The 23,899-nt window shown below is 57.1% G+C and carries 12 protein-coding genes and 9 pseudogenes; 8 read left to right on the top strand and 13 right to left on the bottom strand.

The window, feature by feature from the left end:
- Window positions 1–4: 4 nt before the first annotated feature.
- Window positions 5–1,426: an MATE family efflux transporter gene (locus tag PYH37_RS30145; RefSeq protein WP_280736312.1), complete on the bottom strand. Its 1,422-nt coding sequence runs from the start codon at window positions 1,424–1,426 to the stop codon at window positions 5–7.
- A gap of 56 nt (window positions 1,427–1,482) precedes the next feature.
- The gene (locus tag PYH37_RS30140) at window positions 1,483–8,028 is read right to left on the bottom strand and encodes a non-ribosomal peptide synthetase (protein WP_280736313.1); all 6,546 of its coding nucleotides are present in this window, start codon (window positions 8,026–8,028) and stop codon (window positions 1,483–1,485) included.
- A gap of 661 nt (window positions 8,029–8,689) precedes the next feature.
- Between PYH37_RS30140 and PYH37_RS32585 the strand changes: the two are divergent.
- From PYH37_RS32585 to PYH37_RS30130, 3 genes and pseudogenes are all read left to right on the top strand, one after another.
- Window positions 8,690–8,783 (top strand): annotated as a pseudogene (locus tag PYH37_RS32585) (IS6 family transposase); the annotation flags it as partial.
- Between the two features lie 673 nt (window positions 8,784–9,456).
- The gene (locus PYH37_RS30135) at window positions 9,457–9,747 is read left to right on the top strand and encodes a hypothetical protein (RefSeq protein WP_280736314.1); all 291 of its coding nucleotides are present in this window, start codon (window positions 9,457–9,459) and stop codon (window positions 9,745–9,747) included.
- 2,296 nt (window positions 9,748–12,043) lie between these two features.
- A complete protein-coding gene (locus PYH37_RS30130; RefSeq protein WP_280736315.1) occupies window positions 12,044–13,102 on the top strand; it encodes a DUF418 domain-containing protein in 1,059 nt (352 codons plus the stop codon).
- Between the two features lie 284 nt (window positions 13,103–13,386).
- Here PYH37_RS30130 and PYH37_RS32275 read toward each other — a convergent pair.
- The 4 pseudogenes from PYH37_RS32275 to PYH37_RS30115 form a co-directional block, all read right to left on the bottom strand.
- Window positions 13,387–13,675: pseudogene (locus tag PYH37_RS32275) on the bottom strand (ISNCY family transposase); the annotation flags it as partial.
- A 175-nt stretch (window positions 13,676–13,850) separates the two neighbouring features.
- A pseudogene (locus PYH37_RS30125) lies at window positions 13,851–14,311 on the bottom strand (IS30 family transposase); the annotation flags it as partial.
- Window positions 14,302–14,897: pseudogene (locus PYH37_RS30120) on the bottom strand (transposase); the annotation flags it as partial. The pseudogenes PYH37_RS30125 and PYH37_RS30120, both read right to left, overlap by 10 nt.
- A gap of 358 nt (window positions 14,898–15,255) precedes the next feature.
- Window positions 15,256–15,414: pseudogene (locus tag PYH37_RS30115) on the bottom strand (IS110 family transposase); the annotation flags it as partial.
- 426 nt (window positions 15,415–15,840) lie between these two features.
- On the opposite strand from PYH37_RS30115, the gene hisC reads away from it, so the two are divergent.
- From hisC to PYH37_RS30095, 4 genes and pseudogenes are all read left to right on the top strand, one after another.
- A complete protein-coding gene (gene hisC / locus PYH37_RS30110; RefSeq protein ID WP_280736316.1) occupies window positions 15,841–16,947 on the top strand; it encodes a histidinol-phosphate transaminase in 1,107 nt (368 codons plus the stop codon).
- 428 nt (window positions 16,948–17,375) lie between these two features.
- Window positions 17,376–18,404 (top strand): LLM class flavin-dependent oxidoreductase, encoded by a 1,029-nt coding sequence (locus tag PYH37_RS30105; RefSeq protein WP_280736317.1) that lies wholly within the window; start codon window positions 17,376–17,378, stop codon window positions 18,402–18,404.
- Window positions 18,405–18,554: 150 nt separating this feature from the next.
- Window positions 18,555–19,720 (top strand): annotated as a pseudogene (locus tag PYH37_RS30100) (IS256 family transposase).
- A 608-nt stretch (window positions 19,721–20,328) separates the two neighbouring features.
- Window positions 20,329–20,567, top strand: a pseudogene (locus PYH37_RS30095) (Ros/MucR family transcriptional regulator); the annotation flags it as partial.
- Between the two features lie 233 nt (window positions 20,568–20,800).
- Here PYH37_RS30095 and PYH37_RS30090 read toward each other — a convergent pair.
- A pseudogene (locus PYH37_RS30090) lies at window positions 20,801–21,130 on the bottom strand (IS66 family transposase); the annotation flags it as partial.
- Between PYH37_RS30090 and PYH37_RS30085 the strand changes: the two are divergent.
- Window positions 21,117–21,492 (top strand): annotated as a pseudogene (locus PYH37_RS30085) (ISL3 family transposase); the annotation flags it as partial. The pseudogenes PYH37_RS30090 and PYH37_RS30085 sit on opposite strands and share 14 nt — an antisense overlap.
- Here the strand turns inward: PYH37_RS30085 and PYH37_RS30080 are convergent.
- The 6 genes from PYH37_RS30080 to PYH37_RS30055 form a co-directional block, all read right to left on the bottom strand.
- Window positions 21,489–21,911, bottom strand: coding sequence for a MaoC/PaaZ C-terminal domain-containing protein (locus PYH37_RS30080; RefSeq protein ID WP_280736319.1), 423 nt, complete (start codon window positions 21,909–21,911; stop codon window positions 21,489–21,491). The pseudogene PYH37_RS30085 and the gene PYH37_RS30080 overlap by 4 nt on opposite strands.
- A 28-nt stretch (window positions 21,912–21,939) precedes the next feature.
- Window positions 21,940–22,428 (bottom strand): FAS1-like dehydratase domain-containing protein, encoded by a 489-nt coding sequence (locus PYH37_RS30075; RefSeq protein WP_280736320.1) that lies wholly within the window; start codon window positions 22,426–22,428, stop codon window positions 21,940–21,942.
- A 116-nt stretch (window positions 22,429–22,544) separates the two neighbouring features.
- A complete protein-coding gene (locus PYH37_RS30070; protein ID WP_280736321.1) occupies window positions 22,545–22,760 on the bottom strand; it encodes a hypothetical protein in 216 nt (71 codons plus the stop codon).
- A 297-nt stretch (window positions 22,761–23,057) separates the two neighbouring features.
- On the bottom strand, window positions 23,058–23,288 hold the full coding sequence (gene nifT / locus PYH37_RS30065; RefSeq protein WP_280736322.1) for a putative nitrogen fixation protein NifT: 231 nt from the start codon (window positions 23,286–23,288) through the stop codon (window positions 23,058–23,060).
- On the bottom strand, window positions 23,285–23,608 hold the full coding sequence (locus tag PYH37_RS30060) for a nitrogen fixation protein NifZ (RefSeq protein WP_280736323.1): 324 nt from the start codon (window positions 23,606–23,608) through the stop codon (window positions 23,285–23,287). The genes nifT and PYH37_RS30060 overlap by 4 nt, the downstream gene beginning before the upstream one ends.
- Before the next feature lie 69 nt (window positions 23,609–23,677).
- The gene (locus tag PYH37_RS30055) at window positions 23,678–23,872 is read right to left on the bottom strand and encodes a 4Fe-4S dicluster domain-containing protein (protein ID WP_280663526.1); all 195 of its coding nucleotides are present in this window, start codon (window positions 23,870–23,872) and stop codon (window positions 23,678–23,680) included.
- Window positions 23,873–23,899 lie beyond the last annotated feature (27 nt).

The raw sequence follows: 23,899 nt of genomic DNA, 5'->3' as shown, positions 1-23,899 counted from the left end.
AAATTCATTTGAGAGGCTTGTGTTTCCCATTTGGTGATTCGCCCTTTTCGCCGAAAGTAGCATTGCGCTTTCGAACGCGAAGCGAACGTTCATCTCTGCTCAAGCGCCGCCACTCTCGATAGAGGACGAGCGCGGCAGTCAGGCCAGCAGCAGCCCCACTGAGAACGGGACTAATGATGAGACCGTTGACGCCCATCCACCGCGGCAACACTAGCAAGAGTGGTATCAGGAATAGCCCATCGGGCATAATTGCGAGCAGCGATGCCCGTGTCACCTCGCCTTTGGCCTGGAACAGCGTAATAGTGACTGCCACTGCGGGAAAGCAAACAAAAGCGGCTAGGAATGCAGCAATTGCGCGTTCCGCGACCGCGATAGCTGAGGTCTCCGTAACAAACCAGGCGGCCAAAGCGTGCGATTGGCCGATGCCTATGAGCGCGCACATCGATGAGAACGCTAAGGATAGGGACAGTATTACGGCCAATGCCTGCCGCACTCTGTCGCCCCTTCCCGCACCGATGTTGTAGCCGACCGCAGATTGGGCACCGATGCACAGGCCACTGATTGGTAGAGCCACTATGGAAAGCAGCCGCGTTGCGACACCCACCCCGGCCAAAGTATCGTCGCCAAATGTGCTGGCAGTAGAATTGAGCAGCCACATGGCAGCAATGCCAGCCACACTCGCAAGCGCCGCCGGACTTCCTGCCCCCAGAATGACGCCTATACGCTCCAATGAACCGGTTGTTGGATGACCGTCTAGCTTCACCACGCCGGACGCGGTCGCAAAATGCCACACGTACACGGCGGACGCAGCCGCTTGCGACATCAATGTTGCGAAACCAGCTCCTGCGATCCCAAGATCCAATCCGACGATCAGCAGGGAATCGAGCACTGCATTCAAGACAAATGCCACAATCTGGGTGGCCATGCTGAATAACGTGTTCCCCTCGGCCCTGACGATGAAGCCGCAGATCATGTTGAATACGAGCAGCACCTGGGCAAACAGGATCGGGCTCAGGTATTCGACCGCATAGGGCAGCGTATTGTTGCTAGCGCCAAACCATGTCAGGAGGACGCTGATGCTGGTCGCGATACTACCAGAAGCTAATATCGCAATGCCCAAGCCCAAGACAATTGCTGTGAATGCGAATGCTGCTGCGGATGCATGGTCATGCCGACCGAGGCTGCGCGCCACGGACGATGCTGCCCCAGTCCCCACGGCTTGCCCGATAAGCGTCAGGATCATGGTAATTGGGAATGTAACCGCAAGCGCGGCCACCGCCTCTGCCCCAAGACGTCCAACGAAGAAAGCATTCAAAAGGTGGTAGGCCGCACTGACGCAAAGTCCCACAATCGTTGGAACGGCAAGTCTCAGCACAAGTGGCACCATGGGATCGTTCTCGAGCTGCTCTAACCGGGTCGATTTCATTTGAGCGCCTGCTTTGAGGTAGAATAGCGTCGGAAGCCGGAGTCGGCTGGGCATTTTTATTGTTTAATGCAAATCTCGCGAATGATTCCCGTCAGATTGTTCTGCAATTTGTTTGCAGTTGAGGTGGCAGATGATCCATCAATACGAGAATAGTTGTGTTGTTGCACTATGCGCAAACAGCTATTCACTTCGTCGATTGAGTACTCAAGCCAATGGTGCTTGTTAAAATTCATATCTTCGCCACACCATAACGGCGCCTCTTGTTGCCCCAAAAAACGGCGCCCGCCGATGGCCGCCAGAGGAGCACGGAAATTGATCAAAACACGCGGCGTTGGCAATCGCGCCGCGCGCGCCACCACTCTCTCGTCAGGATGAAATGCTTGGAGAGCACGCAGGCCAAGGCCAAGGGTGGGTATCCGGCGACGTTGGGCGGCTACAGAGCGCAATTGGGCCATCGCTGGTTCAGTGCCATCGACTACCAGTGGCATTGGCAAGAGTTCACAGCAGATACCAAGGTTATTTGATAGATCGACACCGCCCAACACAGGGGCGCGCAGGGCCGTAAGGCTGTCCACGTAAAGTCCAAGCGTTGGACGATCGCCACCTAGTGTTCGCAAAAAAGCCAATAGAATAAGATCCAGCCCATCTATCCCAGCACGATCAGAAAACCCCAGCAGTGCAGCGGTTTCCACTTGAGGGATGCTAAGAAATCGGGTCGCTTGGGATTCACACAACCGCAAGAATTCGTGGTTGTCCACTTCGCCGGCCCGCAACAACGCCTGCATGCGACGCGCGCCGACAGGATCGGATGGCGTTGGGTCTCCTCCAAAACGCGCCGCCGCTAGAGCCAGTGGCGAACCGGAGGGCATTAATGCTGCCCAAGGTCGGGTTTCCCAGTATTCAAGCTCTTCCTCGGCATGATCTATCGCATGATTGCGAAGGAGGTTAAGCCAATTGGCTATACTGGCGTGTCCTGTGAGGGCGGTTGGCTTGACCTCTAGACCAGCCGCCACAGTCCTATAGAGGCGTTCCAGTTCCCCAATTAACAGACGAAAACCGTAGCCATCTGTAAGGAAGTGATGCACGAGAATGAATAGCCAGCTTCGCTGTGTCTGCGGTTGGCCCCCCTCGAACAGTAACACCCTGAGGAGGGGGGTGCGACCGTCGAACCGGAAGGCATACTGTGCCTGTTCGGTTTTTTCTGACACGATCTCTTCCCACATTTCGGGCAAATCGGCGGGGAGTGTGATACGTTCTAACGTTAGCGGGTCGTCGGTCGGGAGCGTGCGCGCCGGAGTCCCGTCTGAGCGAACGAGCCGGGTACGAAGCATAGGATGCTCATCACCCAGCGTGGCAACGGCTTGCGATAAGAGCGTTCCATTAAGCTCTCCCGCGCTGAATTTCCACAGGCCGTACAAATTGAAGTGCTCATCGTAGCCCATGTGCTGGCTGAAGAAACGCATGGTGGGCGAAAAAGGCGGGGCCACATTCTCCGATTTGACGCGATCGAATGTAGTCTCAGTGGGCAGAGCATCCCCGTGTGCGTCAATGAGACTCGCCAGATCGGCCAGTCGAGGGTTATCGTAGAGTTCGCCGACGGTAAAGCGCAAGCCACGAAGGCTGGCGTCGGACACGCATCGCACACTTAGGATCGAAGTTCCCCCAAGAGCGAAGAACTCGTCCTCGGCTGAAACCTCTTCGCAACCCAACAGACGCTCCCAAATCTCCGCGAGGGCTACCTCGGTCACCGTTTGCGGTGTCCTTCCTTTGCCGGCGGACATCGCAGTTGGCAGTGGTAAGGCGCGACGGTCCAGTTTGCCACCTGGATTGCGAGGCAGTTCATCAATGCGCATAATGCGCGCTGGCACCATGTATGTTGGTAGTATTTCCCGTGTGAATGCCAGAAGGTCGGCCTCATCGAGGAGATCGGCAGTGCTGACCACATAGCCCACCAGGAGGCCGCCCCGATCCGGCATGGCATGCAACGCGACCCCGGCATCGCTTACGGCGGGGTGCGAGCGGAGCGCATGCGCGACCTCGTCGAGTTCGACGCGGTAACCATTCACCTTGACTTGGTCATCAGCGCGGCCGTGAAGCTCCAGCGTCCCATCCTCCCGGAATCTAGCAAGATCACCTGTCCGGTAGAGCAACTGGCCGTCTTGCATCATTTCGAACCGAGTTGCCGTTTGCTCTATGTTATCGATGTACCCAAGACTCAGGCATGCGCCTGTGACGCACAACTCACCCAGTGCCCCGCGCGGCATAAGTTCCAGCTTCCTGCTTCTCACGGTCAATTGCACATTTGCAATCGGTCGACCTATAGGAATGTTACCTAAATCAAGCGGAATTGAATAATCCACTTGGTGCCAGGCGGCATTGGAACTGCACTCGGTCGAGCCATAGAAATTAAAAAGATTTGTGGCTGGAAACGCGAGCCTCCAGCCCTTGACGAGGTCAGGCGGCAGTGCCTGAGTGCTACTAGCAACCAGCCGAAGCGCACTTGCAGACGGACCGCCGGTCGAGCGCGCCATGATCAGTCCATCCAGGATGGGTGGGGCGGCGAGGAGATGACTGATCTTATGGTTTTCAAGCACGGACAGCAGCCGTTCTGGTATGACAAGCTCCTCTCGGGACAGCAAATAAGCGGGAACCCCCTGCAGCAACGGACCGAAAATTTCCCAAGTGCTTGCGACAAGCGTTGCGGACTTCTGGACCACTGCAACATCACCGGCAAGGAACGGCAATTCTGACCACATCCAGTGCAAACGGTTGAGGCACGCCGACGCCGGGACGAGCACTCCTTTCGGCTCCCCGGTCGTTCCTGACGTGAAGACGATGTGCAGGATGTCATGAGGCAAGACCGGACGAGGCACCCCCCCTATCGGAGCGGTTCCCGAGAGGGCATTCAGTGAAACCACCTGGCATGGCGAGTTTTCGTAGCATGCCCAGGAAGCGTGAACTTCGCTGTCGGTCAGCAGGACCTTCGGGGATGTTGCCCGTAAGATGTGAACAGCGCGAGCTTGCGGCAACTCGGGCCCTAAGCAGACATATGCGGCATGCACCTTCACGCAAGCAAGGAGCGCCACCAGCGTTGCAATTCCCCTATCTGTCGCGATTGCTATTCGATCACCTGCGCGTGCCCCCAGACCAGCCAACCCATTGGCAATACGGTCGACCGATTCGTTCAGTTCAGCGTAGGAAATTCGGCCTCCGTTCCAGAAAAAGGCGGTGTGTTCTGGAGTGCGTTGCACCTGGGCCTCGAACAGTTCACGTAAGGTTGCCTTACAACCGAAATCGCGGCTGGTGTCGTTGAAGGACGCAAGAAATCGCACTTCATTCTCGTGCAATAGTCCGAGAGAACTGAGCGGTGCGTCGGGCGCTGCGACGCAATGCTTCAACGTGTGTTCCAAATTGCGCAGGATCCGCTCGGCTTGAGGTGCCTCGAGGATCTCTTTGCAATATGTCAGTTGAAGATAGACGCCGTCCCCTTCCTCCTGCGCGTAGAGTATCAGATCGTACTTGGCGTAACCCAGCTCCAGTTCACGGACGGTGATGGTCAGTCTTCCGCCGTCTCCGTGTACTTCCTCCGGTTGCTCCGAGTACATGTTGAACATGACCTGAAAGACCGGTGATATGTTGCTGCGTCGTGCAATGTTAAGGGTCTCCAGCATCCGCCCGAACGGATAGTCGCCATGGGAGATGGCGTCCGAAACAGTTTCCTGTACGCCCTTTACCAACGTATTGAACGTTTCCGTGTCGTCGATTTTCAGCCGCAGCGGCAGCATGTTGAGGAAAAAGCCAAGAAGCTGCTCGGTACCGGGGCGCTGCCTGACTACGTGAGGCGCGCCAACTACGACCTCGTCCTGTCCGGCATATTGCGCCAGCACGATCGCAAACCCTGCCAGAAGTGTTGCGAATAATGTTGACCGGTTGTCAGCAGCCACACGGCGGAGCGCGGCCGTCACGCCCGCATCCAATGCCAGCCCTTGGGCGTGGCTGGTATATGTGAGGTGTCGGGGGCGTTCGTGATCGCTTGACAGCTCGAGGACCGGTAATTCTCCGCTTAACATCTGCTGCCAGTATGTCCCTTGAACATTGTAGCGATCAGGGGTGAGATTTTTTGCTTCCCACAGAGCGTAGTCGCCGAGGCCAATTTCAAGCATTGCTGGCGAAGCTGCGGCGTGGCCAACCGTATGACTCTCGTAGAGGCGTCGCAGATCCCGCGCCAACACCGAAAGCGACCATGCGTCCATGATGATCTCATGGGTAGTTAGGTATAGCTCGTGCCGGCGCTCGTTCCTACGAACGAGGGTGGTCCGAAGGAGTGGGCCAGTCGCCAAATCGAACGGTTGCGCGTTGTGTTGCCGCTGAATTGCCGCGACGTGCTCGGATTGGGCCATTGAAGGCAAGGACGAGAGATCTTGGTACTCTAGTCGAGGTAGCGGCCCGTCAAAGGCCATCAGGGGATGGCCATCTTTCTCCAGGAATCTCACCCGCAGCGTATCAAAACGATGGAGTAAATCAGTCCAGGCCGCCTCGAATGCACCGCGATCCAAGGAACCCTCAAGATTGACGACCGTCCGAAGCTCGTAGTTTCGTGCCTGGGGGTCGAGCTTCCAGAGGAACCACAGGTGAGTTTGAAGATATGTTGGCGGCACCACTTTCGTCGCCGCGGCAGGAATGCGGATAATGGGAGGCAACTGTGTCTCGGCGCCCTCCTCGATCTTCCGCGCCAACTCCCGGACCGTGGAACGGTGAAGTTGGCCCGGTTGTATCTGGCGACCAAAAAGGTGGTGAACCCGGTTAGCGAGCAACATCATTCGCAGCGAATCGCCGCCCAAATCGATGAAGGCGTCGTCGAGCCCGACAGGAGCCACGCACAGGATCTGCTCCCAAAGGTTCGCAAGCTGTCGTTCGATTTCTGATCGTGGCGATACGAAGGCAACATCGGACAGCGGGCGCATTCCATCTGGAATCGGCAGGCGGCCGTAGTCGAGCTTACCGTTTGCGTTGAGTGGGAGTGTCGGCACTTCAAAAATTTGATCCGGCATGATGTACGGCGCCAAGTATCGGCCCAGATGCTCTTGCAGATGTCGCAAAGTGCAGTGATCGCGCAGAACTACGAAGGCAATCAGGCGAGGGGGCAGAGGATCTGCATCGACGGCTGATGCATTTTCACCGCAATTTCCCCGCCCCAGTTTTGCACGGGCGGTGAGTTTCGCCCGTCGATGTTGGTTTCGATGCAGGACTACAGCGCTTCCCATGACGCCATGATGGCTGTTGAGAACAGTTTCAATCTCTGCCAATTCCACACGGTAGCCCCGTACCTTGACCTGCCGATCCGCTCGGCCAAGGCACTCGAGCAAACCATCGGCACGGATGCGAGCCAAATCACCGGTCCGATACAAACGGCTGTGGCTAGGCGTATCGTCGAACGGATTCGCCACGAAAACGGCAGCAGTGCGTTCCGGGTCATTGATGTAATCCCGAGCGACGCCAGCACCGCTGACACATAGCTCCCCAACTTCTCCTCTCGATGTAAGTTTCAGAGGATCACTGTCCGGCGTGACAAGGTAGACACGAAGCCCGGGAATAGGTCGGCCGATCGGTACGTAGGTTTCATTGGCGGCTGGCGGCTGTGTTACCAAGTGGTGCGTGACGCCGTCGCCGCACTCCGTTGGGCCATAATGATTGAGGATGGGAACTTTCGGATGGTGCGTCAGCCATTTGCGACATAGATCGGGTGACAGCGGTTCGCCAACAGTTGAGATGCAGCGCAGGTTCTCAAACTGAGGTGTGCTCTCGCCTTCGGTGGCAACGAGGTAGGCACGCAAGAGCGATGGCACGAACTGAATTACCGTGATCCTCCGGTCGTGCAAAGCTTTTGATAATTGGCGAGGATCCGCAATAACAGCGGAAGGCAAGATGTCGATGGCTCCACCGACCAGTAGGCCTGCCAAAAATTGCCAGAGTGATATGTCGAAGCAGTGGGAAGCCGTTTGAGCAACGCGGTCGGTCGCACAAAGGCTGAGATCCGCAATTTTGGCATTGAGGTGGTTGGCCAACGCGGCATGTGTGAGCACCGCGCCCTTTGGTCCGCCGGTGGTTCCGGACGTGAAAATGACATAGGCAGCATCACCCGGCTGCACATCCAGGAATGTTGTGGGCGCGGCGGGTATCGAGGTGGCTAGGCCGGCATTGACGACCGAAGCGGTTCCCGCAATTGCCTGCGCAAGCTCCAAATCGTCTGGAGTGGTAACCAGGATGGCGCATTCGCTGCGTTCAACCATGCCCCGCAGCCGATCGGTGGGGTATGCCGTGTCCAGGGGTACGTAGACCGCGCGCAGCCGAAATATCGCTAGCATATAAGCAAGCAGCGCTGGGCCACGCGGCATCAACACCGCCACTGCCATGCCCCGTGTGCAGCCATGAACGCCAAGCGCGGCGGCAAGTCGACTGGTGAGATCGTCCAGTTCTCCATACGTCAGGTAATCTTCGCCGAAATACACGGCGGGACGGCCCGGGCATTCTTTTGCCGATTGGGCAAAGCGGGAAACAACAGATACAAATACTTTCGGAGAAGCGGGATGTAAGCTGTCCATAAGAGTGCGTTTTCCAAACTGCATTAACGAAGGAGATTTCCTGTGGTGGCCTGGCGTTCCAGCGCTTGATCCAGGCCATGGTAGACGCCGAGCAAGCCCGCCGAGGGGCAGGCATGTCCGGCGCTCGTATGAACAGCATTGCCCGGCAATTGAGCCCGCCTCTGAATGGATCGTAGACAGGCACAAACGCGCCAGCCTCACCCGATTGAGGCGCTGTCATTGTGATGAGTTTTGCGGAACCTTACATTTCTTGACCTTCTCTTCGGTCGGTCCACCCGGCCGTGGCAAGAGTGCTGAATAGACATTCGCAATCAGCTTGCGACAAATTTTCTCTCAATCCCTGAGGCTTTACGATGAACGTTGCACATAGTGCGCCAAGCGAAAAACGGTTTATAAACAGCAACATGAATCTAAGGCCTCATGTCGCATGTTCGACATTGTTCAACATCCGACTGAACTATGCACGGTTGGCCTCCGCTTCCCCGCGGTGGAATCATGTCCATGAACGGCGGTGGCGAGTGGGTGCAGATTGGCGACGAGGAGCTTCGTGCAATTCGTTCGCCAAGACGTTGTCCGTGAGAAATTTCAAGTGGCGCCATTTTGAAGCCGAGGTCACCCTTTAGGCGGTTCGCTGGTATTGCCCGGTGCGGGGATTCAGAACGCAACCATCAAGAGATTTGAGGTGATGCGAGCCCTAAGGAGGGGACAGGCGGCAATTTCTCAACCTGACGGGTGATATGCGTGGCGACCAGCGGGGGAAGTGAAGTCGTGCGAGAACCAGCAGGAGAACATGCTTCTGCTCTAGACTTTGCTTGCTTGCGGATGACCACGCATGTACATACCAAAGAGAACATCTCTACAAACCAATAGGGTAGCTCCATTGGGCGATGTCGTTGGTCCGAGATCGTCGGGGCTCGGACATGCGAGATGTCAAATCCCATTCTTTGTTTCCTGTTTCCCAAACCCAAGACCTGCGGTGCTAAAGCAGAGCTGCCACGCTGCGCCGTAGTCATAGTTGTCTCTACTCCGAGCTTTGCGTGAATGCGGCCAAGCATTTGGGTGAGCAACGCGGTTCCAGTGCGAGAGACCTAGTCAACACCCCTTGCAACGCGTGACCTGGTGTATCTATAACGGAGATGGATCGATCTCATCCAAAAAACCAATTTTGTCAGTCTTACCGAATGGTGCAAAACCGGCAGCATTTGCCTGCATCGAGCTTGTGGCTGCTTCGATCGCGAAGCTCCAGCATGAGACCGCTTCAATAGCAAGAAAGGGTTGAGTATGGCGAGTTGGTGAAGCGAGCACGTAGCTGCACAGGGTCAGCCAACGGAGGAATATTCAGCGGCGCGGCCGGCCTCGGCACGTGGCTGTCGGAATGTTGGCATCAGACAGTCAACGACGCAAGAATGAGCCTGCAGGATTGAAATCATGTGCTTAACGACCGACTTTATTGCAGAGTTAGTCAGGGCGGCAAACGAGGTCGACAAACTCACTCACCACGAGATCAGCCGCCTCCTAGACCGCTCGATCGATACCATCCGCGACATGCGCCGGCAGACTGGCGTCGCAGAAATACGCAGCGTGCGCGACGTTTTGATTGATCTCCGGCTGTCGTCAGAGCGCGCGCGCGACCTATCCGTGGACGAGGTCAGGGACGCTTTCATAGACGCAGCCGACATCCTCAGGAAATTGAAAACTGTAGTGGACCGGACCAAGTGACTCGTCCGCATGCGATGGGCCGACTTACAACCACCGGCGCGACTGCATCCTTCTGCTCAGACGGTACAGCTCTTCGCGTGCGGTTCGCCAAGACGACGCCGGGATTGTGCCGTGTTCAAAACTCCCGAAGAGTATGCGGTACTTATCGTCCATTGGCGAAAGCCAAACCCTAAGCGCATCTCTTAACGCCGCTTTCGGGAGATGGGTTATTGTCCCACCGTCGAACACCGCATGCGAGCTGTCCTGCACGACTTGGCGTTTAATTCGACGCTGTGGCTGCGGTATTTTGCCATGGGTCTTCTTTCCGGAAACCCGGTAGGTCGGTCAATTTCTCATCCCGATCTGTCCAGTTCGAGGGGCGCACTCCACCTCGCGCTCAATTGATCTCGGTCAAAGCCAACTGCCCCGTTAGCGGGCATTGATCTAGCCATCGTTCGATGGAGGTCGGCCATGAAGATAGTTGTAGCGACAGCCCTTGCGTGCGCGATCATCTCGGGGTGCACGCAGACCAGTGGGGGTATTACCCAGCCCCGATATGCAAACCGCGTTTGCAAGCGCAAGCAACCGCCATCGAATTTCGATGAGGGTTACGGCTGTGCGAAACTTGGATATGAGGGTTTCTCGCCTCCTTGACCTGCGCTCGGCAGGTGATGCATGTCACTACGCGAAAAATACGCTCAAAGGTGTAACGACTCGAGGCGGAGTAACCGTCGATCAGTGACATTTCACGCCATTGCATGTTCAAAGGATACGTGAGGTGGCCTCATGTCGAAACGACGCCGGCGCGAGCCTTGTCCGCCTCGGCACTCTCGGAGAAAGCGGGTCTGCTGCCGTAGTGCTGCTCATCATGGTGGTGGAAGGCGCTATCTCTGGCTTGCGACGGGCACGAAGCGACCGCATTCCCTACAAGAGGCGTTCCGGCGAAAAGGTGACCTGCCACAGCTGCGACCTACCCATGATCTTCCCCATTCTGTTCAATGCGGGTTCAGTAATCCTGGCGAGAACTGACGGGACCTTGGGCTTTCTGCGATCCAGTTCATGCGCCTGGGTGTGTAACACCCGCTCCTGACTCGCTCCTGGAAAGCTTCGCGATGTTCCTGGCTTTCCGCCATTGGTTTAATGCAATAGGAGTCGGCCTTTCGTCTGCCCAATCATCATTCGCATGCTTCCCATTTGTGCACCGCTACGGCATCGATAGACGCAGGTGATATTTTCGGCGTCTGCAACGGCTTCTATGGCGAGCTCAACGGAAGGAGAAGCATTTCGCATCAAATGTGCCGAGGGCTGCCGGGTCGAGGGGAAGTTCTATCGAGAGAACTCGAGACCACGCTGGAATGCCTTTGCGCAAATCGCCGGTAGCTTCAGGCTGCTGTCAGCTACGGCTGCCAAAAGGGTGGTTATTGGCACAACCAGACGGGAGACTTCATGAACTAGCGAAGAGGATACCAACCCACTCGCGGATAATTTCTCCGCCCAAATACTCGTTCTCCAGCTCAACAACGCTTAGTGTCGAACATGCGACATTGGGCCTTAGAGCCATGGTGATGAACCGTTCCTCGTCAGACACGATACAGCAAGGTTCTCCCCAATCCTTAGCGATCGAGAAGAAGTCGTCGCAAGCTGTTTGCGAGTGCTTATCCCGCACCCTGGACAGGCCAGGTGGCCAACAAAAACGGAGGTCAGGATAACTGTGACTTTCAAGAGATTATCATGGTCGTAGTGCCCCCGCTCTACGTGGCAGGCACTTCATCGCCAGTTCAAAAACATGATTAGACGGGCGGTCGTTGCCCAGCGCGGCCGGGGCTCGCCGCCCCGCGGAGACGTTCGTATTGCATGCCATCCCTCTCGTGCGGAGCTCCAATTCACCGCGCCGAAGGAAAGCCGTGCACGTTCGCGGATCTCCGCGGCAAGGTCGTCCCAGAATGACGAGGAATAGCAATGAAAGTACGTTGGAAGTCCGTTCACTTTGTTCTGGCAGGCGTTTTGCTGCTATTTGCAATCTGGTACCTGAACCAGACGGTTAGCTTCCTGCCCTCCGCAGCATGCAGTTCGTAGAACTTCCCCTGCTGTGAGACCAGCAGCCCGAAAGCAGAACGCCGCCACTGCCGTGATCACTGTTGTTGGCCGCAGACTAAAGGGCTGAACAGCAAGCATAAACTTCTGTCGCCGGCTTTATCCGCCAGATTGGCACGATCTTTGGACCCTTCAGGGTGAGACGACGGCAGCCGACCGGCTCTCCTGTCGCGGGTCCCCGCATTCGACACAACCAAGGAAGGAACTCACCATGGTCAAAAACGTGGCGATTCAGGGCGCGAGCGAGTCAGCCGTAGATCGGCTGCTCGGCATCGACCTTGCTCGCGGCCTGGCTGTCTTCGGCATGTATGCCGCCCATGTCGGTCCCGACCCCGGCGAAGGAGGACTAGTCGGGAATCTGATGGAACTAACCCATGGACGGTCGTCCGCCCTGTTTGCCGTATTGGCCGGTTTTTCGATCGTCCTGATTACCGGTCGCACGGCGCCGAAGTCGGGGGTAGCCGATAGACAGGCCATTGCAAGAGTCGCAATTCGCGCCCTTGTTTTGCTCTCGCTTGGCTCAATCCTGAACTACCTTAATGCGCAGGTCGCCGTCATCCTGCACTACTACGGAATCTTTTTCTTGTTGGTCCTGCCGCTGTATCGGCTGAGCGCACCGCAGCTCGGCTTGCTCGCTTGGGGGACCGCTTTGATTCTCCCGCAAGTGTACTTCCGCCTTGAGTCCGCCGGGAGCTCGGACGATCCGGTATCCGCGCTCATGGTCAGCGGCACTTATCCCGCGATAACCTGGGTTCCTTTCGTGATCGCAGGCATGGCCATTGCGCGCCTTGGCCTTAGTACGCAAGCAATGCATTGGCGCCTTGGTCTAGCCGGGGGCGCGCTGGCCGTGTTGGGCTATGGAGGATCCTCCCTCGCGCAGCTTTTGCTGCCTGTTGCTGCCGCTTTGAAGCCCTCGCCATTGGCTGCCTCACCTCATAGCGAGACGACGTTCTCGATCCTGGGAAGCACCGGTTGCGCAATGATGGTCTTGGCGGCTTGCTGGCTCGCCATGGATGCGCTCCCGCATCTGCGAAAGCTGGTCTGGCCAATAATCGCGGTCGGCTCGATGTCTTTGACGGCCTATGTCCTGCACATTTTGGGAATAGCCTATCTCCTGCACATTGTGGGAATAGATATGGGTCGAGACGGGAGCCTGTCCATGCTCTTTGGCTTCATCGTGGTTATAAGCACGTTCGCGGTGCTTTGGCTGCGCGTCTTCCCGCGAGGACCGATGGAAGCGCTGATGGGTAGGACTGCAGATCTCGCGCGTCACATCCCCTGAGCACCACGTCTCCCTGGCCTCTGGATCGACACTACTAAAAGCTGGGTTTTATCTGGTTGAGCCGGCGCTGATCGTTTCGCATCGGCATCATTCACTTAACTCGCGGTTAGACCTTGTCGCCCCCCACCGGAAAGGCGAGGCGAGGCGGTTTGGCAAATCAGGAGGTGTCCTCCGGCAGAGGCGGCGCATCCAGCGCCCCGTCCAGAAACCGTGTCAGATCGGCCCGATATGCCGTACCGGCACGCGCCCTGACCATTCTGCGGTCGAAATATCCGCGCCGCCGTTTCACCCGCTCGAGAGGCGGGCGAACGCGGTTTCCATGTCTTCTTTGGGGACGAAGCTTCCATCATCCTCTGACGCAGCGTCTCCTTGCTTATGAATCCGGTAACGTTCAATCAGCTTCTCGGCGGCCAGGTCGGTCCAAGATCCACGTTATGCCCACGCACCAGGTCGAGCACCGTGTTGCGGGTGTCCTTGCTGTGACGCCGGTTGCGCGGCCGCCTCGACGACAGTCAGGCTACGCCCGCGAATCTGCTGGATGAGCTCAAGACGATGCAATTCTTTCTGCGACATGGTGATCAAACAAAATGACGACTCCGAACGCTAATGGTCTCAGCCACGCTCGCCAGTCTTCCTTCCAAACGTTGACGTTTGACCAGCATTCCTAGAGGCGACGACTGTCGCGTCTCGAAAATGCTGCTTGGAGAGCCTAGTACAAGTGCAACAATGACGAGGGGACGGTAGGGCATTACCCGCATTGGCGCAAATGTGCCGAAGACTTCGGGGGCGTGCGGTAGCCCAGGCACTTGCGCGGCAGCGAGTTCAGATGATGGGCAACGGCGACCAGCTGCTGCTGGCTGACGGCGGAAGGTCCGTATCGCTCGGCACAAAGCGGCAGATGCGCTTGTCGGTGCTCTCGACCGCCCCTTTCTGCCACGGTGAGTTCGGATCGCAGAAACCAGCTCCTGGCGCCGGGTCCATCTTCCAAAGCCCTGAACCGCGAAACTCGGTACCGCTGGCGGGCAGCAGTGCGAAGGTATCGATGATCTTGTCGATGAGCGGCTGCGAGTGGCGGCTGCCATTGATCATCACCGCGTAGCGGCTCTTGCGCTCGACCAGCGAGGTGACATTGGCGTTTCCGAGCGTGCGCTTGAAGATCAGGGGATCGCCTTCCAATGGCCAATTGCGAGCGATTGGGTCGGGCCGTCTAAGACGCACGGGGCAGTGAGCCGGTCGTGGCGCAAAGCGCCGAGAAGGTCAGCGTGCGCCTTTGGCCGTGCGGGGCAAAGCCGCGCAGGCGCTTGCCTTTCGGTCCCCAGCCATAGAGCGGGGCCATGTTGGTCTTGATCGAGGTTTGGTCAATGAACACCAGCCGTATCGGATTGAGACCGGATGCCACGAGCGCCAGCGTTGCCGCCGGTGGGCAATGTCAGCACGGGCCTGCTCAAGGGCGAACAGCTTTTTTTCAACCGCAGCCCCTCGCGGCGCAGGAACCGCCAGACGGTATCGTGCGATACCTAACCCCATGCGCCGCCAGCTCTTGCTTCAGCTCGTGCAACACATGCGGCGTCTGGTTGATCCGCTCCGCGATGAATGCACGGTGCGGCTCCAGCACATGCTTGCGGTGGCCGCCCATCTTAGGCGCCACAGACGCACTCAAACGGTAGCGCTGAGCCCACTTCACCGCCGACGATATGGCAATGCCGAAACGAGCCGCCACCGATCGGCAGCTTTCCCCGGCCTCAATGGCGCCAACAACACGTTCACGAAGATCGTTCGAAAGAGGTCGCGTCATCAGATGCTGACCTCCGCTCCAGCCAGGACCTTGAATGTATTGCCCGCCGCGTCCGCAAGTTTTTTTTAAAGATCCCTCTGGTCAGTCTGCGTCAACGTATCCGGTCTCTGATTTTCGCCTCGGCCAAGATGGAGATCCGCGCAGCCTGGTCCTCATAATCACACCGGTCCCAGACGACCGTTCAATTCACCCAGGTTTCCAAGCTGCCGTTCGACTGTCAGGCCATCTTCCTAACATGCCGCAGATTGCCGCGGCCGTTCGTCGACCGCCGATGCTCGTCGCTTTCCTACGCCGCCGCTATCGCCGGCTCGAAGGTGCATTCATTGCGCAGCACTGCCCAGGCGATGCGGGCGGCCTTGGCCGCTAGCGCCACAACGAGAGGCGGCATCTTGCGAACGAACTCGGCAACGCCGTCCCGCCGAAGCCGTCGACGCAGGACAACGGCGTCAGCCTCATCGAGGCCGACAACGCTGCAGGAGTTCTTGCCGAGGTCAATTCCAAGCACAAATATCGACATTGGTCCGTCCTCTCCTTTTCAAACCAGCGCGATCATAGCTGGTCCGCTTCGGGAGGGCGGGCCATCCCATAATCATAAAACGGACTAAAGCGGAAACCCTTCCGATCAGTCAAAGCCGGAACCGCTCGAGGTCGCGCCGCCCAGCACCCGTTGTCAGAGACCATAAGGGCTCGGCCCGGGTGCGCTCAAGAAGAGCCCCGGCAGGCTTCGAGCCCAACGCAGGAGCAATCGAAAATCCTAAACGTCGTTCTATCCATGGAATCAATAGCTGGAATGCGAACAAATGATTTTACTGAAGTGATATAGCTGCAATATAGAACAAGCCATTAAAGCTTGAGTCGATAATATGCACTGCAACTGGTAATCTACTAGAGGTTACAGTCGGACAAGGCGATTATACTCGGCGCGTTGAAAGGGAGAAAAACTATGTCTGATGCAAAACTGCAAAGCGTACTTTCGTCTCTTGCGGAGGTTTACAGACAGCTAGATTCTCTTCCGTCGAGCCCGGTACCAGATGCCGGGTGTGTCAAACTAAACACAAATGAGAATCCATTTGCATTGCCGGCAGCGGTAATGCAGAGCGCTCTTGCTGCTCTCGAACGACAGTATCTATATCCAGAGGATGACAACATCAGCTTGAGGGAGGCAGCTGCGGCGTCATACAACCTTTCCACGGATCAGGTGATCGCCGGTAACGGCTCGTCCGAACTTCTTTCGCTCATATACAAAGCATTCCTTGACCCGGGTGACCGTGTCGCGATGTTGTCCCCTGGCTTTGCATACAACCGCAAGCTCGCTCTGTTGCAAGGCGCTCGATTGCTTGAAATCAAATGGGGCGAATCTTGCTTGTTGCCGATACACAAATTGCTTTTCGGTCCTGCAAAGGAGGCCAAGTTCATTCTGCTGGCTAATCCGAACAACCCGACCGGAACATTTGTCCCGATTGCGGATATTGAAGGCCTCGTCGCACAATCTGACCGGTTGATCGTCCTGGATGAAGCCTATGTGGACTTTGCGCCTGACAGCGCTCTGCGTCTGATTAACCGCTATTCGAACCTTCTGGTCTTGAGAACGTTCTCGAAGAGCTATGCGGCGGCCGGCATTCGCGTTGGCTTTGGCTTCGGTCATCCTCAGGTTATAGGGAGGCTGCGCAACATCCAGAACCTGTTCAACATGAATGTGATCGGCCATGCGGTCGGCGTCAGTATACTTGCCAACCGCGCCGCCTACGATGAAAACCACAGACATATTAAATTTGAGAGAGAGCGCGTGCGCGTCGCGCTGTCTCAACTTGGGTTCTCTACAACGCCCTCCCATGCGAACTTCTTGCTGGCGCGTGTGCCAGCAGGACGAGACGGCACCTGGTGGCAAACCTCCTTGAAACGGAAAAAGATACTCGTGGCAGTCCTTCCTGATGAAAGTTTGGAGGATTGCATTCGCGTTAGCATTGGGACAAAACCACAAATGGATGGGTTTCTTGCAGCTGTCGATGACATTATAGGAGCTGAGATGTCTCGAAGATCGGCGGTATAGCAGCTTCGTGGCTCTCCTCATTATGCGCGTGCGAAAAGACCGCGGTAATAGGACAGAGAGCAACGACCGCAAGAATGATCTCCCCGAATGGTTGAGCAGCCTACCCACTCCCGCGGGAAAGCTAACCCGCATGGCCGGTCGCTTGCACGCGTCGTAGGTCAAGGCGTCCCTCCATTCGACCGAAAAACCTGAAACAAGGTCGCTGGTGACGGAGAGTTTTCGTCGGCAGAAGCACTGAAGGACAAGTGAGCAATAGCCGAGTTTGCAAAGGACGTGCGTAGCGTGGTCAGCTTCAACGATCTGGCTTCCGCCGGCGCTACCCAAAGGCAGGCTCAAAGAGAGCAGTGATGCTCAGCCAAGAAAGGTCCCGCGTCTTACTTCGCTCCGATCAAGGTCCGGGGCTCCCGGGGACAAAATCGGAGACAGTAATGAGAACAGCCCTTCCTTCAAAGCTTGCTTTCGGCATATTCGACCATTTGGACGAGGACGGTAGCGCCATTGGAAGACAATACGCAGACCGTCTCAGGCTAGCGGAAGCGTGTGATCGGCTCGGCTTTTATGCTTACCATCTAGCGGAGCACCATTGTTCGCCGCATGGGAGAGGCCCATCGCCCAATCTGTTCTTGTCGAGCGTCGCGCAGCGCACCCGCCAACTTCGTCTTGGCCCACTTGTCATGCTGCTCAGCCTTTGTCATCCGCTGCGTGCGTTCGAGGAGATCTGCATGCTTGACCATTTGAGCGGCGGTAGGGCCGAGATAGGCATGGGGCGCGGCTCTCTTCCAATCGAGCTAGCTTACTTCGGGGTTGATGCGGACGCGGTGCCAGGACGCTATCTCGAGGCCAGCGAAATCCTGATGAAGGCGATGAGGGGCGGCACTCTTTCCTACCGCGGCCACCACTTCGAGCTAAACGACGTCCCTTTGACCTTGGAGCCTTATCAACGTCCGCACCCGCCGACTTGGATCGCCACCACCCGACCCGAGTCTGCACGTTGGGCCGCTGCAAACGGCGCAAATATCGCGTGTGTAGGACCCGCTTCGTTTGTTCGCAAGATTACTGACGCTTTCCGGTCCGAGGAAGGACACAAAACCGACACGAACAACCAAGCGTCATTTCTCGGATTGCTTCGCATGATTGTGGTCGGACGGTCTCCAGACCATGCATATTCGCTCGCGGCTCCTGCTTTCGAACGATGGCTTGAAAGTTTCAAATTCCTGTACGACCTCAATGCGATCCCATTTCCACCAAATCTGCCCCTGACCTTCGATGCAGCAATCGAAAGTGAATTGTGCGTGGTGGGAACGGCGGCTTTTGTGCGACAGGCTCTACTTGATCAGCTGGAACGGGCGGGTGCAAACTATCTCCTTTGTCAGGTCGCGTTTGGGGACCTGCCTTTAGATTCATCGCTGTACACCGTAAAGACTATTCAATCCGAATTAATGGATCGAGTTGGCTGAGTGCGATAGTGCCTGACGAAGTCAGGTATTTCGCTGCCAGAGCGTGCTGCAGGATGACGTCCCAGGGAGTGGTGTAGCTGGCGGGGTGGCCATCAGTGTTTTTCCGGTAGGGTCGGGTTGTTCAAGCTCAACCTGATGGAAAGACCACCGATGACCGACGAGATGATGAACCTGCGCTCGCTTGTTGAGTGCGAACGCGGATTGACTGCGCGAGATGATGGGCTTTGCCGCCGAGAAGCTGATGGAGTTGGAGGTCGGCGCGAAGACGGGCGCGGCCTATGGCGAGAAGAACGCCTTTCGGCTTGCCCAGCGCAATGGCTACCGCGAGCGCGACTGGGAAACACGTGCCGGGACGGTGGAGCTGCGTATCCCGAAGCTTCGCACTGGCAGCTATTTCCCGAGCTTTCTTGAGCCGCGCCGCATGGCCGAGAAGGCTTTGACGGCCGTGATCCAGGAAGCCTACATCCAGGGCGTTTCGACCCGCTCGGTCGACGATCTGGTCAAGGCGATGGGCATGAGCGGCATCTCCAAGAGCCAGGTCAGCCGCCTGTGTGAAGAGATCGACGACAAGGTGAAGGCCTTCCTCACCCGACCCATCGAGGGCGACTGGCCCTATCTTTGGATCGACGCCACCTACCTGAAGGTCCGGCGCGGCGGCCGTATCGTCTCCGTCGCCGTCATCATCGCCGTGGGTGTCAACACGGACGGCCGCCGCGAGGTCCTGGGCATGGAGATCGGTATGGACGGAGTTCCTGCGCAAGCTGACCAGACGCGGCCTCAGCGGCGTCAAGCTGGTTGTCTCCGATGCCCATGAATGGATCAAGGCCGCCGTCTCCAAAGTGCTCAGCGCCACCTGGCAACGCTGCCGCGTGCACTTCATGCGCAATGCCCTGGCCCATGCCGGAAAGAGCGGTAGGCGCGTCGTCTCCGCCTTCATCGCCACGGCATTCGCTCAGGATACGCCGGAAGCCGCCAGCCAGCAGTGGCGCAACGTCGCCGGCCAGATCAGACCGAAAGTGCCCAAGCTCGCCGGTCTCATGGACAGCGCCGAACAGGACGTGCTTGCCTACATCCCAAGCAGCACTGGACCAAGTTGCATTCGACGAACCCCATCGAACGCCTCAACGGAGAGATCAGCGGCGGACTGAGGTCGTCGGCATCTTTCCGAACGACGACGCCATCGTCCGCCTCGTCGGCGCGTTGTTGCTCGAACAGAATGACGAGTGGGCCGTCCAGCGCTCCAGATACTTGTCCCTTGAGACATCGCTGCAATGAGCGATGATCCGCTCATCAGCCTGCCTGCTGCGGCAAGCTGATCCATTCCCGGCTCCGTCCGGAAAGCACGGCAATCGCCGAAGCTACACCATCTCCTGGGACATGATCGCTGCAGCCGGAGCTGATTGAGATCAAGGCCGTTAAGCCGCAGCTCTCGCTTCCACGGGTTCAATGGGATGAAATTAAAGCTTTCAATACTTGCAATCTTCCGGAACGTCCCATTAAGGAGCAAATATAACCACACGAGAGGTGTAGCAAAGAGGGGACTTATCTCAACGAAAACGGCGAGGCGGTGATGGCTTCCGTATGCGTGAGCAGGAACGAACGCCAGGGCAGCGGAACGGATTACCGGGTCTGAACGCGTCAGCCTCACTCCTCTTCGTCGCATTCTTTGCGTTTTCCATGAACCAATCCGAGTTCTCTGGCGTGTTTGCTTGGCATTACTTCAGCGGTCTCCAAATTGACCGGAGAGGGGCAATTGCCAAACCCGCGTTCGGACGCCGCTGAGCGAAGTCTCGAGCTTACGCCGGTTGCGGCCTATATGGTCCATATGTCGTCTTGATTTGTCGAGATATCGCATGCGATCGCGCGGACCCATGCGGCACTAGTCTAAGTGGCGCCTGTCGGCCATCCCAAGTCTAAGGAGGAGCCTGTCTTTGAAGAATGGCGCCGCGCAATTCCGGTCAGGAAGCCGGGTACCGAGGATTTCATCATCTGCTTGGAAGATGGCAAAAAGTTCAAGTTGTTGCGACGGCACCTGATGGCGAAATACGGTCTCACGCCCGAACAATATCGCCGGAAATGGCGCCTCCCGGCCGGTTATCCGACGACCGCGCCTAGCTATGTCCGTGAGCGCTCCGAGCTGCTCGCGCGTCAGGATTGGGGAAGATACTGGCGGGGTGCCGCCCATCCACCATCCGCACGGCCCGCCCATTTGAACTACCACGTGAAGCTACAAGAGCGATAGCAGGCAATGCCGAAGTCTTTAGCGCTTCACCCAACGAAACACGGCCACCGCTCCTGTCATTACAAGAACGATGCGGACGCAAGCGCTCATTTCCACGCACGCTGACGTCTCTTGGGATGATCGATCGCCCTCAAACGCAGGCGCTGCGTCGGGTTCACGATGCTGTGACTTTGGACACGTGGAAGTGCAGAAAATCGATGATATCGGCGTCTTTGGTGAGCTGAGGCAACCCGGTGAGGACGTGGCGCAACCAGGCTAGTCTAACGGCTCGACGCCACAGGCGCGCAGGTCAACATCAGGCTGTCGATGACGGAGCTTGCCTTTGCTCCATCGACGGTATCGCTGAACAGCCAGCTCTTCCGGTGTCACGCTCCAGAAGATTATTGTCGATCGGCATGCCATGGGTTCAGGGTAGGATACGTCATCTCCGGGCTTGCTGTTAGGCAACCTTTGGGGCGATTTCGTCGAGCCGTTCCTTGCTGGCCTGCGATCAACAGTTGCACAGGGTGCCATCAGCCAGAACGATCGCGCGGCTGATGACGACGGCGCGCGATCATCTGAGCAAGGCTGATATGGTGATGATTGCCGCCATAGAGGCGGGCCTGCCATGCGGGTGGAATCGCGATGCTTAATCGACGGCTTCCATTCTATGACCCGCAAGAAGGTCGTCGGCGTCCTTCGCCAATGGCATTATTCATGAACACGCCGCCGTTTGATTGGCGATCACCGAATCGTGGTCCAACGCACGGACAGAAGCTCAGATCACCAGGCTGAAGCTTCAAACGGCAGATGTACGGGCGCGGAAAACTCGACCTTTTGCAAACCTCGCTGCCGCCGTCGCCTTAGGGGTCAATTCGTGCTTCAGCGTAACCTCGCAGGACCTCCACGCCATCCTGATTGGTAGTGGAAACGCTGAGCTCAACGAAGTTCTCGCCATTACGTGAAATGAGCGCCTTCACGGTCGCCTTGGCGTCCAATGAATCGCCTGGCCAAACTGGATTCGTGAAGCGAACGCCATACTTAGTGAGCCGCGTCTCTCCAACATAGTCGGTTAACATCTTGCTGGTTATGCCCATGGTCAACATGCCATGCGCAAACACCGTTGGATAACCGGCAATCTTGGTCGCGAAAATTTCGTCCGTATGTAATGGATTATAGTCGCCGGAGGCTCCCGCGTATTGAACAATTTGGGTTCGACTGAGATCTTCCACTAGACGAACCGAGTGGACATCGCCTACTTTCAATCTACTGGCGTATAGCGGCATTCTCTACTCCTAACTCGTTCTTAGCTGACTAGCCGACCGGGCGCTCTGTACGCACGCCGACCGAGCGAGCGGTTATAATTAATTCGTTGTTTTGATTACGATACTCGGTCAGGGTTTCCGAAAAGGTTAGCTTGCCCGAACGGCGACCTTCCTTATCCCAAGTCCTTCCCGGCAGATGGGAGACAGTTAGCACATCACCAACGCGCAAGGGCTGGTGGTACTCATAGTGCTGCTCAGCGTGCAAAGCTCCTCCCCCGCTCGCAGAGTCCGGCCGGTCTATACCGCTCGGATTCCGGCCAGAACCCAACCATGGCTGCCCAGGTCTGGGCCTCAACGTATCATCAGGATCGGGATCGAACTGCGCGGCAGCAGCGACGAAGGTGGGGGGGGCTATGATGCCAGCGGCCTCCTCCCGCTGCGCCGCTGATGCGTCCATGTATACAGGGCTCTCGTTGCCAATGGCACGCGCAAACATCATGATATGGCTAGCTTCTACTGGGAATTTATTGGACGTCATACCATCTTCTCTTTCGTGGGAGCTCTAGGCGGCCCAGACCGATCCAGGCTGACGGACGGGCCGAGGCTACGCGCACCAAGTATAATGGGGCCCAGGAGAAATGCATCGCTCAAGAGTTATGCCCTCGGTCTAATGTTTATGGATCGTTTGGCGTCGGCGACCATCACGTTATCTTCGCAATCACGCTTGTGCAGGCCGATTGGAACGCCGAGGCCGAAGCGGGTGATGCCCTTGTTCACGCTGGTCGAACCTTCGCGTGTGCCAATCGGCTCGCCGAGATGCTTAGACTTCAATTCCCCACGCCACAGGATACTTGCCTCTGCAGCAGTCATGGTGGGTTCCTTCGTTAGCGGGCTGGGCGCACAGGCACCCGCGGGATCGACTGCGCGGACGGGATCTTAGTGGCTTTTCGACCGGCAGGCGCACTGCGGCAGGTCGGTATGCTTGCGGATCGCGCATCGGCGGCAAAAGGGAACGGATGCTCCAAGGCAAGATGGCAACCAGGGGCCAAGCAGATCGGAGGCAACAGTGCTGTTGGAGGCATTCGAGGGCACAGGTTCATCCACGCCGGGTCAACGCGCGTTCGGATGGCTATTCCGAACGACGAAGCTCGGAAGCCAGTGTTGTATTCATGAGGTTTCTTTTCGCGCGGCATCATTCACCATCTTCTTCGCCTCGACGGTGACCGGTAGCTGGGTGTCCTTCGGAAGATCGGGCAGTAAGAGCCGCCAGCCGTTCCTGAGCACCACAAAGCCGCCCCATAGGCCTTCATTCTCAATCTCGACGATCGGCTCTTCCAGATCCTTCTTGGGAACATACGCTGATAAGTCGTTGCCAGTTCTGCGGATTGTTACTTTCATCTGGCTTTTCCTTTGCTCCGATCAGTGCATTCGGCGGTTGCCAGAGTTGAGACCTCGTCGAGGCTCATCAGTTCACGTGCACGCATTCCAACAACGACGCCGCGATCAATCCATTCGACGGCATAGATGTAAAACTGCTGGAGAAAGGTTCCCACATCGCGCACAAAACCCGCGTCGCCTTTCCTAACGAGGCTTTCTCCGACTTCCTTGCCGGGGTAGGTGCCGTCATTTCTTATGTGGCGTGTGGCACGGACCCGCTCACCCGGCGTAAATCGTGGAGGATTGTGGATTTCGACCTCCTCTTCGCGTCCAAGACCCATCGGCCATTCCTTTTCGTCGTTACGGTTACACAGGGAAGACTCAAGGCCGCCCGGCCATGCATTTGGCGCTTAAGCCGGCACGCAGGTCTTCGGCACCGGACATACCGAGGCGCATTGCTGTAACTCGAAAACTCCCTCGCACTCGGTGCACTTGTTGGGATCAATCACGTACTTCTCGCCCTTGAACTCGATCGCGTCGGAAGGGCATTCGAACTCGCAGGCACCGCACTGGGTGCATTGGGATGCGACGATTTTGAAGGCCATTAATCAACTCCTGGTTTGGTCTGAATA

Source organism: Sinorhizobium numidicum (assembly GCF_029892045.1).
Lineage (GTDB): Bacteria > Pseudomonadota > Alphaproteobacteria > Rhizobiales > Rhizobiaceae > Sinorhizobium > Sinorhizobium numidicum.
This window is presented reverse-complemented; position numbering and strand designations above follow the sequence as displayed.